At 60.9% G+C, this 11,546-nt stretch carries 10 protein-coding genes and 2 pseudogenes; 8 read left to right on the top strand and 4 right to left on the bottom strand.

The features are described 5' to 3' along the window. Positions 1–56: 56 nt before the first annotated feature. From ABCW43_RS28615 to ABCW43_RS28605, 3 genes are all read right to left on the bottom strand, one after another. Positions 57–1,180 (bottom strand): IS3 family transposase gene (locus tag ABCW43_RS28615; RefSeq protein ID WP_445739022.1). Its coding sequence is split into 2 segments (ribosomal slippage): positions 57–925 and positions 925–1,180, totalling 1,125 coding nucleotides; the frame shifts between segments, so codons are not numbered across the junction. Positions 1,181–1,304: 124 nt separating this feature from the next. After that, positions 1,305–2,141: a phosphoenolpyruvate hydrolase family protein gene (locus tag ABCW43_RS28610; protein WP_345930722.1), complete on the bottom strand. Its 837-nt coding sequence runs from the start codon at positions 2,139–2,141 to the stop codon at positions 1,305–1,307. Between the two features lie 109 nt (positions 2,142–2,250). Beyond that, complete coding sequence (locus tag ABCW43_RS28605; RefSeq protein WP_345930721.1) at positions 2,251–3,447, bottom strand: Tm-1-like ATP-binding domain-containing protein; 1,197 nt, start codon at positions 3,445–3,447, stop codon at positions 2,251–2,253. A 132-nt stretch (positions 3,448–3,579) separates the two neighbouring features. Between ABCW43_RS28605 and ABCW43_RS28600 the strand changes: the two genes are divergently transcribed. From ABCW43_RS28600 to ABCW43_RS28565, 8 genes and pseudogenes are all read left to right on the top strand, one after another. Next, on the top strand, positions 3,580–4,245 hold the full coding sequence (locus ABCW43_RS28600) for a GntR family transcriptional regulator (RefSeq protein WP_345930720.1): 666 nt from the start codon (positions 3,580–3,582) through the stop codon (positions 4,243–4,245). An 83-nt stretch (positions 4,246–4,328) separates the two neighbouring features. After that, on the top strand, positions 4,329–5,582 hold the full coding sequence (locus tag ABCW43_RS28595) for an ABC transporter substrate-binding protein (RefSeq protein WP_345930719.1): 1,254 nt from the start codon (positions 4,329–4,331) through the stop codon (positions 5,580–5,582). A gap of 61 nt (positions 5,583–5,643) precedes the next feature. Further along, positions 5,644–6,564 carry a carbohydrate ABC transporter permease gene (locus ABCW43_RS28590; RefSeq protein WP_445739021.1) on the top strand — a complete coding sequence of 307 codons (921 nt, stop codon included), beginning with the start codon at positions 5,644–5,646 and terminating at the stop codon, positions 6,562–6,564. Next, positions 6,561–7,388, top strand: coding sequence for a carbohydrate ABC transporter permease (locus ABCW43_RS28585; RefSeq protein WP_345930717.1), 828 nt, complete (start codon positions 6,561–6,563; stop codon positions 7,386–7,388). The genes ABCW43_RS28590 and ABCW43_RS28585 overlap by 4 nt, the downstream gene beginning before the upstream one ends. Before the next feature lie 2 nt (positions 7,389–7,390). Then, positions 7,391–8,482, top strand: a complete 1,092-nt coding sequence (locus ABCW43_RS28580; RefSeq protein WP_345930716.1) for a Gfo/Idh/MocA family protein — start codon at positions 7,391–7,393, stop codon at positions 8,480–8,482. A 14-nt stretch (positions 8,483–8,496) separates the two neighbouring features. After that, on the top strand, positions 8,497–8,877 hold the full coding sequence (locus tag ABCW43_RS28575; RefSeq protein WP_345930715.1) for a cupin domain-containing protein: 381 nt from the start codon (positions 8,497–8,499) through the stop codon (positions 8,875–8,877). Positions 8,878–8,901: 24 nt separating this feature from the next. Beyond that, positions 8,902–9,975 (top strand): ABC transporter ATP-binding protein, encoded by a 1,074-nt coding sequence (locus tag ABCW43_RS28570; protein WP_345930714.1) that lies wholly within the window; start codon positions 8,902–8,904, stop codon positions 9,973–9,975. Positions 9,976–10,185: 210 nt separating this feature from the next. After that, positions 10,186–10,653: pseudogene (locus tag ABCW43_RS28565) on the top strand (IS91 family transposase); the annotation flags it as partial. Between the two features lie 408 nt (positions 10,654–11,061). Here the strand turns inward: ABCW43_RS28565 and ABCW43_RS28560 are convergent. Further along, positions 11,062–11,492: pseudogene (locus ABCW43_RS28560) on the bottom strand (winged helix-turn-helix transcriptional regulator). Positions 11,493–11,546 lie beyond the last annotated feature (54 nt).

Below are 11,546 nucleotides of genomic sequence, written 5' to 3'. Positions count from 1 at the left end.
TGGCTCGGTTTGTTTGAACAGTTTCGGGCGTTTCGTTAAGTGGATTTCCGCCTCGATTATGCTGCCACCATCATTGGTGCCAGCGCGTTGAAGTAGGCCTGATCCGGCGTCTGCCGGTCAAGGGATGAATGTGGGCGTCGGCTGTTGTAGAAGGTCAGATATCTGCCGATGGCAGCGCGGGCCTCGGACACGGTCTTGTAGGCGTGAAGGTAGACTTCCTCGTATTTGATCGACCGCCAGAGCCGCTCGACGAAGACATTGTCCCGCCACGCCCCCTTGCCGTCCATCGAGATGGCAATCTCTACTTTCTTCAGCACCGCCGTGAAGTCGATGGAGGTGAACTGCGATCCCTGGTCCGTATTGAGGATTTCCGGCTTGCCACAGCGGGCAAGTGCTTCCTCCACCGCTTCGATGCAGAAGGCTGCTTCCATCGTGATCGACAGCCGCCATGACAGAACCCTCCGGCTGAACCAGTCGACGACAGCGCAGAGATAGACGAATCCCCGCGCCATGGGGATGTAGGTCAGGTCCATCGCCCAGACCTGGTTAGGCCGGGTGACCGCCAGCTTGCGCAGGAGGTAGGGATAGATTTTGTGCCCAGGCGCTGGTTTTGAGGTGTTTGGGCGGCGATAGATCGCCTCGATGCCCATCTTCTTCATCAGCGTGGCGACATGCAGCCGCCCAGCTTCCAGCCCTTCTCCTCTCAAGAGCCCTTGCAACATCCGACTTCCGGCAAAGGGGTAGTCGAGATGCAACTCGTCAATCCGGCGCATCAGGGCAGGATCGCCGTCAGGCACTGGACGAGGAAGATAATAGACCGTGCCACGGCTGAAGCCGAGAAGCTTCGCCTGGCGCGCGACCGACAGTTCGTGCTCGCGGTCGATCATTTTTTTCCGTCCAGCAAGCCCGCTTTGCCGAGCGCTCCGGCTAAAAAATCGTTTTCCAGCGTCAGCTCCCCGATTTTGGCATGCAGCGTTTTGACGTCGACGGTTGGACCCGCCGGTTCCGCCTTGGCTTCATCGCCGAAAACGCCTGTCGCCCCCTCAAGGAGTTGGTCTTTCCACTGCTTGATCTGGTTGGCGTGCACATCAAACTGCTGGGACAATTCCACCAGTGTTTGTTCGCCCCTGATGGCGGCGAGCGCCACCTTTGCCCCGACCGGTCGACCTACGGGACCAATCCTGGCGAAGGGCCTGGCGAAATTGCCGCGATAGCATTCCTTCGGGTGAATTTTTGAAGCCGAGTGGCGCGTTGCTCCATAATTGGCCACGAGAAGGCGCGCCGACATCGCTTGTCGGTGGAAGCTACCTTCTACCAGCTAGACTGCTGAAAGCCTCGATTTGCGCTTTGATAGCCTGTTCCGTAGGTAACCGCTCCATGGAACTCGCGCCATAGAACCCGTCGCAGCCCTTGCAGCGGGAGAGCACATAGGCGGCGTCGTCCGGCATGGCGATCGGGCCTCCGTGGCATAGCATGATGACGTCGTCCCGCACCGAGCGGGCCGCGTCCGACCAGGCATTGATGCGTTCGACGCATTCGTCGAGCGTGACGGTCGTCTCGGCCCCGATCGCGCCGCCGGTCGTCAGCCCGAGATGGCACACGACGATATCCGCCCCGGCCTTGGCCATGGCAATCGCGTCGCTTTCTCCGAAGACATAGGGTGTCGTCAGCATGTCCTTGGCATGGGCGCGCGCGATGATGTCGATTTCCAGGTCGAAGCTCATCCCGGTCTCCTCCAGATTGGCGCGGAACGTGCCGTCAATCAGGCCGACCGTCGGGAAGTTCTGGATGCCGGCAAACCCCATGGCCTTCAGTTCGTCCAGGAACAGGTCGGGTAGCATGAAGGGGTCTGTGCCGTTGACCCCGGCGAGAACGGGCGTGTGGCGCACCACAGGAAGTACTTCGCGCCCCATCTCCCGCACAATGTCGTTGGCGTTTCCATATGCCAGGAGGCCGGCCAGAGAGCCGCGGCCGGCCATGCGGTATCGGCCGGAATTGTAGATCACGATCAGGTCGATGCCGCCGGCTTCCTCGCTCTTGGCGGAAAGGCCGGTACCGGCGCCCCCGCCGATGATCGGCCGCCCGTCGGCGATCTTGCGGCGCAGCCGATGCAGGATCTCGTTGCGTGAATGACGTGTCATGATTTTTCCTCCGAGTAATCCTGGCAAAGGTAGGCAGGGGTTTGACGTACGGAATTGCGTAAAGACAATGGATAGAGAGTTCCCGCGGTTCGAAGGAAAGCGAAAATTCTCAAGGGGTGATGTCGCGAAAATTGGCAGCAAGTGCGGCCGCGAATTCACGGCTGTTAATATGGGCGTCGACCTCGATCAACTGCCGGTTCGGCGCCGCCTGCCAGCCATCGCGGATGGTCGAAAACAGGGCTTCGTCGGCGGCGGGATCGTGAAACGGTTGCCCCGGCGCATCGATCGCCGACACACCCTGCAACGGCAGGAGAAAACGCACGGCCCCATCCATGCGGTTCAGTTTCTCGACGATAAAGGCACCGATCTGTCGGTTCTCTTCCGGCGTGGTGCGCATCAGGGTCACCTGGGGATTGTGCACATGCAAGCGGCGGTCGCGGAATTCGGCCGGCACGGATTCCTTCGCACCGAAATTTACCATGTCCACGGCCCCAACCGAGCCGACATAGGGCATCTTCGTCCGAATGATGGCACCGAAACGATCCTCCGTCGCGGGAAACACACCTCCGACCAGAAGGTCCGGAACTTCCGTCGTCGTGACATCGATGACCGCCTGCAACAGGCCGGAATCCGCCAGCTTCTCCATCGACCGCCCTCCGACGCCGGTGGCATGGAAGACGAATAGCTCGTGGGTCTCGCCCAGCATATCCCTCAGTTGCGTGACGCAGGCGGTCGTCACGCCGAACATCGTGATGCCGACGCCCGGCCGGTCGTCGGCGGACGGAACTGGTGGGTGCAGCGCCATGCCGGCAACGGCATGGGCGGCATTGCCAATCACCTTGCGGGATATGGCGTTGAGGCCCGCGATATCGACGACCGAATACATCATGGCGATATCGTTTGGACCGACATAAGGGGCGACATTGCCGGATGCCACCGTCGATACCATCAGCTTCGGCAGCCCTATGGGCAGGCCACGCATGGCCTGGGTGACGAGCGCGGTATTGCCGGTGCCGCCCAGCCCGAGAACGGCGCCGACATCGCCGCATTCCCGCAGGAAGACGGTCAGCGCCTCGGCCATGGCGGAAATGGCCGTGCCGCGATCGGTCTGGCCGAGCACGGCGGCGGCGCCCGACGGATGGCGTGCTGCTACCTCGTCGGCGGCGACATCAGCGCCCGGATGCGCATTCTGCGTGCCGACATCGACCAAGATCGCCTCTGCGCCGGCCTGTCTGGCTGCGCTCCTGGCATAGTCCAGCTCCGCGAACTTGGTGTCGCAGGTGCCGACGATATAGACCTTTCCCATTGTTATTCCTCCCGTTTTTTATGCCGTCTCCTCACGGCGAAGCAGATTTCTTAGAAAAACTGCGCTTTGCATATTGTATATTCTTCTGGATATTGCATACTTGGTTATCGAAATCCAGACGGAAATGAAACCATGAATGCTCGGCACCACCAGACGCTTCGAGAGCGGATTTACGAGGAGATCGTTCGCCTGATCGTATCGGGAGAGCTGCCGAGCGGCGTATCGATCGACGAGAAGCTGCTGACGGACCGGCTCCAGGTAAGTCGTACCCCATTTCGCGAGGCAATCGGTACGCTGGCAAAGGAGGGGCTGATCGAGATCAAGCCCTATCGCGGTTTCTTCGTCCGGAGCTTCAGCCAAAAGGAGGTCGGGGATCTCTACGAGTTGCGCAAGACGCTGGAATGTTTCGCTGTGGAACTAGCGGTGCCGCAGATGAGCGATGCCCACATCGCCGGTTTCGAGCGGATTCTGGACGAGGCCGTTGCGGCGCTGCGGCGCGGGGATCTCGAGACCTACGGCACCCGCGACCGGGAGTTCCACGAGACTATCGCCGAACTCTCGGGCAGTGCGCCTCTCATCGAAACGCTCTCGCGGCTCGCCCTGCAAATCCAGATTTGCCGCGCTATCGCCAATGAAAGCAAGGAGTTCGCCGAACGCGCCGCGCAGGAACGCGATCAGATCCTGCAGGCGTTCAGGGCGCGCGACATCCCGCAGGCAAAGGCGTTGATGCATGCGCATATCAGCGACGTGCAGCAAGCGGTGCTCGCGCGCTTCAAGAAGGAACCCCCGGCGTCATAACCGGGACGGAAAGGGGAGGGAGGTCCCCCTTTTCCAACAAACGGGAGGCGGTCCATGCATGGCTCGCTCAAGAGGAGGAAACAATGCTGAAATTTCTTACAGGCAGCGTTGCAGCGCTGGCCATTTTCGTCAGCGGCGCCGTCGCCAATGCCCAGACGCTGAAAATGTGGGGGCCGGAGCAGATCACCGAACCGCTGGTCGCCGAACTCTGGAACGGCGTCAAGGCGGATTTCGAGAAGGCCAATCCCGGCGTAAAAGTCGAGTTCATGCCGCCGACCGGCACGATCAGCAACGGTGCAGTACAATCCGCAATCCAGTCCGATGTAGGGCCGGACGTTATCCTGACCAATTCCGGCATCGGCCGGATCAGCATCGTCAGGAACGCCAAGCAGGTCATGCCGCTGACCGAGCAATACGAGAAGCGCGGATGGAAGAACCAGATTTATCCCTGGCTCTATGCCGAGCTGAAAGGGCAGTTCGGCGGCGAAGTCTATGAAGTGCCCGACGGACTGGATGCGCTGGGTATCTGGTATCATAAGGATCTCTTCGCTCAGGCCGGCTGGAAGGTTCCCGCCACCTGGAAGGAGTTCGAGACCCTGCTGACGGCCATCGAGGCCAAGGGCTTGCAGCCGATCGCCATCGGTCCGCGCACAACCGGCAGCGCCGGCCACCTGTTCGGCAACCTGCTGCAGTCTGCCAGCGGCAAGGAGACGATCGGCAAGGCCCTGCGCAAGGAAATCGCCTGGGACGATCCCAAGGTCACGGCTGGAGCCGTGCGTCTGCAAAAGCTGGTCGAGGCCGGCTTCATCAAGAAGGAGATGGCGGGCCTCGATCTCGATGGCGCCTCGCGGCTGTGGTTCAACAAGCGCGCGGCGATGTTCGTCGCCGGTCCCTGGTTCACCGCCAATGCACGCAAGGCCGGATACGATCTTGTCAATGCCGGCTACGCGCCCATGCCCTCGGACATTCCGGGCGAGGCGATCCCGACCGGCGGCGTCGGCTGGAGCTGGCTCGTACCGGTCAATTCCAAGCAACCTGATTTGGCGATGAAATGGATAGATTTCATGTTGTCCGACCCCGTGATGAAGAAACGCGCCCAGGCGCCGGCCAGCACCATGATCTATCCGCGTGAACTGACCGGCATCGAGCCGCCGACCCCCGTGCTCAAGGAGATCTTCGCGGCCGCAGCCGCAGGCGTCGGTTACAATCCCAGCGTCTACCTGCCCGCCACCGTGCTCGACACCTATTTCCAGGTGATCCAGGGACTGATCTCCGGGCAGGTCACCGGCGAGGCCGGAATGAAGCAGATCCAGGCAAAATTGGCAGAGGCGAAATAGCGTGATCAATCGTGAAACGCCCGGGAGCAGCACTGTTGCTCCCATTGGCAACCGTTCGGCAATAGCCAAAACGGCAACAGTCGAAGCGGGAGAGGCCGTAGCCGGCCGCTTCGACAGCCACGACACCGGCAGCGCGCTTTGGTTGATGGCGCCTGCCCTGGTGCTCTACGCGATCTTCAGCCTGTTGCCGATTGCTGCCACCTTCTGGCTGAGCTTCAACAGCTCGGCCGGTTTCAACACGGCCTCCAGCTTCGTTGGTCTCGACAACTATGCGGCCACGGCAGTTGATCCCATCGTCTGGCAGAGCCTGTGGCACACGTTCCTGTGGCTGATCTACCATGTGGTGCTGGCCGGCGGCCTTGGGCTTGGGCTTGCGCTCGCCATCAGCCGGCTGAAGGTCACGCAGGTGTTTTTCCGCACCGCCTTTTTCCTGCCGCATCTGGTGTCGCTGGCCGTGGTCGGGGTCATCTGGGCCAATATCTACGATCCGTTCTACGGCCTTCTCAACACCGCGCTGACGGAACTGGGGCTGGGCGCCTTCACGCAAGGATGGCTCTCGGATCCGGCTTTAGTGCTTTTCTCCGTCAACGTCGCAAGCTCATGGCAGGGTTTTGGCCTCTACATGCTGCTGTTTATTGCCGGCCTGCAGAACATCGACCACTCGCTTTACGATGCTGCGGAGGTCGATGGTGCCTCAGCCTGGCAGAAGCTCGTGTACGTCACTTTGCCGGGGTTGCGGGAAGTGACCACCTTCGTCGTGTCGCTGGCCATGATCAACGGCCTGAAAGGCTTCGCGACCGTCTTTGTCATGACCAACGGGGGGCCGTTCTATCAGAGCGAGTTGATCACCACCTACATCTACAGGCTGGCCTTCCAGTCGCAGGATCACGGGCGAGCGGCGGTGCTGTGCATCCTGCTCAGCCTGCTGGCGATCGCCATCACCCTCGTCTTCAACCGCTGGCGTGCGAGGCTTTCGAAATGAGTACCCGTCACCGCGAATGGCCCGTCGTGCTCGGCCTCGCTCCCGTCATGCTGCTAATCTTGGCCCCCTTTGCCTGGCTCATCGTGTCGAGTCTCAAGACCGAGGCCGAAATCGGGCAGGCCGATCCCTATGCCTGGCCCGCCGACCTTATGTGGCGCAACTACCAGGATGCCTGGCAGATCGGCGGCTTCGGGGAACTTGTGGGCAACAGCCTGCTCAATCTCGCAGGCGTAGTGGTCCTGTCCCTGTTGACCTGCGCGCCTGCCGGCTATGCCCTGGCCAAGATCCGCTTTCCCGGCAGGGAATGGCTTTTCTACACCTTCATCCTGGGGCTGACGATCCCGGTCCAGGCCATTGTCATCCCGCTCTATCAGGTGCTGTTCGGCCTCAACCTGGTCAACACGCTGTCAGGGATCGTGCTGGCTCAGGTCAGCAGCGGCATTCCCTTCGGCATCTTCCTGATGCGCAGCTTCTTCATGAGCGTGCCCGACGAACTGATCGAGGCCGCCAAGATCGACGGAGCATCGCATCTGCAGATCCTCACCAAGGTGCTGTTGCCGATCTCGACGCCCGCAATCCAGGCGCTGGTGATCATCAGCGCGCTCTCCACCTGGAATGATTTCTTCCTGCCGCTGATCGTGCTGATCAGTCCCGAGGTGCAGACTCTGCCGCTCGGCCTGGTCAGGTTCGCCAGCACTTACGCTTCCGAATACCGGCTGGTGTTTTCCGGCACCGTCATTTCCTTCCTGCCTATCATCATTCTCTACATCCTGATGCAGCGCCGCTTTACCGAGGGCCTGACGCAGGGTGCAATCAAGGGCTGACCATGTCACATCATGTCCAGCGGGAAATCCGCTACAATTTCGAATTCGACAATCGCATCAAGGCCTGTTTCATTGGCGCCGGCGGCCATGCCTATCGCAATGTCTATCCGGCCCTGCGCTATGCGCCGGTCGAACTGCTCGGCATCTGCGACCTCGACATCGCGCGCGCGGCCAAGTTCGCCAGGCTGTTCGGCGCGGAAAGGGCCTATAGCGATCACCACGAGATGCTGGCGAAGGAAAAGCCCGACCTGGTATTCCTGGTCACGGCCTACCATCCAGACGGGCGGGTGCAGGCAACCGACCTTGCGCTGGATGCGCTGAAGGCGGGTTGCCATGTCTGGATGGAAAAGCCGACCGCCGCCAGCGTCGAGGAGATCGAGCGGCTTATGGCGGCCAGCTCCGCTGCCGGGCGCATGGTCATGACAGGCCTCAAGAAGACCTTCTTCCCGACCATCGAGAAGCTCAAGGACCTGATCGGCTCGCCGGAATTCGGCAGGCTGACCTCGATCAACGTGCGCTACCCCCAGAGCCTGCCGGCGCCTGGCGAGCGCGGCGACCTCGTCAAAATGCAGAGCTTCCTCGACCACATCTACCATCCAGGTTCGATCCTCAATTTTCTCGGCGGAGAGATCGAGCGGGCAAGCTACGAGTGGGAGGCGGTGACGGGGGCGACCATTACCAACATCAAATTCCGCTCCGGCGCGATCGGCACGCTGCACTTCGCGGCCGGCCAGTCCGGCGCCAGCATGTTCGAACGGGTCGAGGTCATCGGCGAGGGCGCAAACGCCATCGTCGAGAACGGCAGCAAGCTCACCTATTTCCGCAAGGCGGACCTGCCGAGCTATGGCCGTGCGGCGAGCTTCATCCAGCCCGACGCCAACGCGGCCCTGGTCTACGAGCCGGAGCATTCGCTCGGACAGCTCTATAACAACAATCTCTTTTATCTCGGCTACGTGCCGGAGATCCTGCACCTGGCCGACGCGATCCAGTCCGGGCGCCCGATCACCAAGGGAACGCTCGAGGTCGCGCGCGAGATCATGAAACTCTTCGAATTCTACCGACGCGCCGATGCCGGCGTCACCATCAATCTTTGATCCGGGAGCCGCACATGACGGAAAGCGACATCATCTTCAGGAAGGCGGGCGGCGAGTTCGTGCCGACATCCTGGGGCGAACTGAACTGGAAGATCACCGGCGAAGGCACGCCGGGTGCGGAGATGACCTTCGGCACCTGCCGTATCAATCCGGGCGAACGCAATCAATTGCATTCGCATCCCGACTGCGAGGAAATCCTCTATGTCGTGTCAGGCAGTTGCGAGCACAAACTGGGGGATGCGCTGTATGTGTTGCAACAGGGTGATGCCATACGCATTCCCCGCAACATTCGCCACTGGGCGCGCGCTCTCGGCTCCGAACCACTGTTCGCGCTGATCATGTTTTCGTCCGGCCAACGCACGGCCGTGAACCATGAAGGCGAGGGCACGGCCTGAAGGCCGCCCGGGAGGAGGACAGACATGGCTTCTATTGCATTGCAGAATATCAGGAAGAGCTACGGCAGCCTGCCGGTCATCCACGGTATCGATGTCGCCATCGAGGACGGCGAATTCATCGTCCTGGTCGGCCCGTCTGGCTGCGGAAAATCCACGCTGCTCAGGATGATCGCCGGGCTGGAATCGATCAGCGACGGCCGGCTCTCGATCGGGGAAACCGTGGTCAACGACCTCAGGTCCAAGGATCGGGACATCGCCATGGTGTTCCAGAACTATGCGCTCTACCCCCACCTGACGGTTGCAGAAAACATGGGCTTTTCGCTGAAGCTGCGCAGCGTCGCCAAGGACGAGATCGCGCGGCGGGTTGAAAATGCGGCGAGGATCCTGGCGCTGGAGCCTTATCTCGATCGCCATCCGCGCCACCTCTCCGGTGGTCAGCGCCAGCGCGTGGCCATGGGCCGGGCCATCGTGCGCGATCCCAAGGTCTTTCTGTTCGACGAGCCGCTGTCCAATCTTGATGCCAAGCTGCGCGTGGCGATGCGCGCGGAAATCAAGGAACTGCATCAGCGGCTGAAAATCACGACCGTCTATGTTACCCATGACCAGACGGAGGCGATGACCATGGCGGACCGCATTGTCGTCATGCGCGACGGCATGGTCGAACAGGTCGGCACGCCGCTTGATATCTACGACAATCCCGCGACGACTTTCGTCGCCGGCTTTATCGGCATGCCCCCCATGAACCTGATCAAAGGCCGCATTCAGTCCGACGATCCCAGGATTTTCCGGACTGCAAGCGGCGTTCCTCTGCCGCTTCCGCCCGACAGGAGGCTTGCGGGCGGTGATCGCGAACTGATCTACGGTGTGCGGCCGGAAAAACTTCTCTTGGTCACGCAAGGGGGCATTCCCGCCCATGTCGCGATAGTTGAACCGACGGGGTCGGAGACGCAGGTAACCGTCCGGGCGCAGGATCAGGATCTGACAATACTGCTGCGCGAACGCATCGCCTTGCGTCCCGGCGACACGATAAACATTGCTGTCAGCGCGGCCGATGTTCATCTTTTCGACGCGGCCACAGGCCGGCGTACAGAAGGATAGCAAGGAACTGACACGGACGACACAGGTGGCTTGCTGAAAACTGCGATGGCGGAGCAGTTCATTAATATCAATTGTGAAAATCCAGTGGTTGGTTCACATCCTTCAAGGCGAGCATCGCTCACTTTCGCAATGGCACCCAATCACAGATGGAAGATTAGCAGGCTGAACGTCCGCTTTGCGCCCTCATGCACGAACCCGCTTCGCGGGAGGGCATTCGTGCGCCACCTGTCGCCGGTTCGCAAGAAACGCTGGATCGTCTATGCCAAGCCGCTCTTCGCAGGACCTGAAGCGGTTCTCGCCTATCTGCCGCGCTATACCCACCGAGTGGCCATCTCGAACAGTCGCCTGATCTCGTTCGATGAGACCGGCGTCACCTTCCGCTCCAAGGACTACCGCCGCGGCGGCTGCGACCGGCAGCAAATCATGACGCTCGCGACCGTCGAGTTCATTCGCCGCTTCCTGCTCCATGTTCTGCCGCGCGGGTTCCACCGCATCCGGCACTATGGTCCGCTGGCCGGCAGCCCGCGAAAGATCAGCATCGCTCGCGCCCGCGAACTCCTGAACGCTGTCCCGCCGCCCGCTGACGACGCAGCCGATGAGCCGAACGACACCCGCCCGCCATGCCCATGTTGCGGCGGACGCATGATCGTCATCAAGGTGTTCGAACGCTGGCGGTAACCGCGTGGACCGCCAGATAGGGCGACAACGAACCGGGAGAGTGCGTCATGACCCGGCACGGCAGATCAGTTCATATGGTCCACTCAAAGCAGAGCCGGCCAACGGGAGGGCCTGCGCCAGTCCGAATGGCGATGGCTTCCAGCCGGGCAAACGCGCTCCCAATCACCAAGAAAATCTCGGCGATCACACCTGCAAACACCATTTCGGCCCGCTGGGACTGACAAACGCCGCGGCGATCGACGGCCCACCGGAAGCTCCAATACACAAAACCCCATAGCTCAGAGAATGCCGATCGCGGGTTCCTTCATGAGAGGCTTTCGTACGCCTGACGGCACCCGAAACCCTTCACCATTACGGTCATAAAAGACGTCGTGGCTCCCGCCCGAAAGCAGACCTCGTGATGCGACCTCACGTCGCCTGTGCACTAGAAGCGGTCATAGCGACATCGTCAGCGACGATTGCCGTGTTGTCATAGCGCATCGTCGCCGCCTCGACCTTGTCGCCGTTGGCCGCTGCCCATGTACACAGCGCTTCAAACGGCTCCCGCAGTGAATGCCTAGTGGAGTAATTGCATATTCCACGCCAATCGGCTGTGTTGGGATCACGGTTCTCGTCACAAGACCGTTCCGCTCAAGCCTCTTCAAAGCGTCGGCAAGAGCCTTGTGCGTGATCCCGTCGAGACGCCGCTTGATCTCGTTGAAGCGCGAGGGTTTGGGACAGATCACTGTCAATATCAGGATCGTCCATTTGTCAGCGATCTTGTCGAGCACCGGGCGAACCTGTGCCATGTCGCTACAGGCGCGATGAGAAAGTGCTTCCAGGTCAGTATACTCGTCCATATCTAGGCTCAGGACCTATTAAATTGCTTGCTGCCGCTTACCGCCTTTGATTCA

Source organism: Neorhizobium tunisiense (genome assembly GCF_039631515.1).
Lineage (GTDB): Bacteria > Pseudomonadota > Alphaproteobacteria > Rhizobiales > Rhizobiaceae > Neorhizobium.
The sequence above is the reverse complement of the archived record's forward strand: the minus strand, read 5'-3'. Positions and strand labels throughout refer to the sequence as shown.

Excerpts from the sequence above, each read along its gene's own strand:
- ABCW43_RS28585 (WP_345930717.1), top strand. The coding sequence starts at position 6,561 with ATGAGTACCCGTCACCGCGAATGGCCCGTCGTGCTCGGCCTCGCTCCC.
- ABCW43_RS28575 (WP_345930715.1), top strand. The coding sequence starts at position 8,497 with ATGACGGAAAGCGACATCATCTTCAGGAAGGCGGGCGGCGAGTTCGTG.
- ABCW43_RS28605 (WP_345930721.1), bottom strand. The coding sequence starts at position 3,447 with ATGGGAAAGGTCTATATCGTCGGCACCTGCGACACCAAGTTCGCGGAG.
- ABCW43_RS28600 (WP_345930720.1), top strand. The coding sequence starts at position 3,580 with ATGAATGCTCGGCACCACCAGACGCTTCGAGAGCGGATTTACGAGGAG.
- ABCW43_RS28570 (WP_345930714.1), top strand. The coding sequence starts at position 8,902 with ATGGCTTCTATTGCATTGCAGAATATCAGGAAGAGCTACGGCAGCCTG.
- ABCW43_RS28595 (WP_345930719.1), top strand. The coding sequence starts at position 4,329 with ATGCTGAAATTTCTTACAGGCAGCGTTGCAGCGCTGGCCATTTTCGTC.
- ABCW43_RS28580 (WP_345930716.1), top strand. The coding sequence starts at position 7,391 with ATGTCACATCATGTCCAGCGGGAAATCCGCTACAATTTCGAATTCGAC.
- ABCW43_RS28610 (WP_345930722.1), bottom strand. The coding sequence starts at position 2,141 with ATGACACGTCATTCACGCAACGAGATCCTGCATCGGCTGCGCCGCAAG.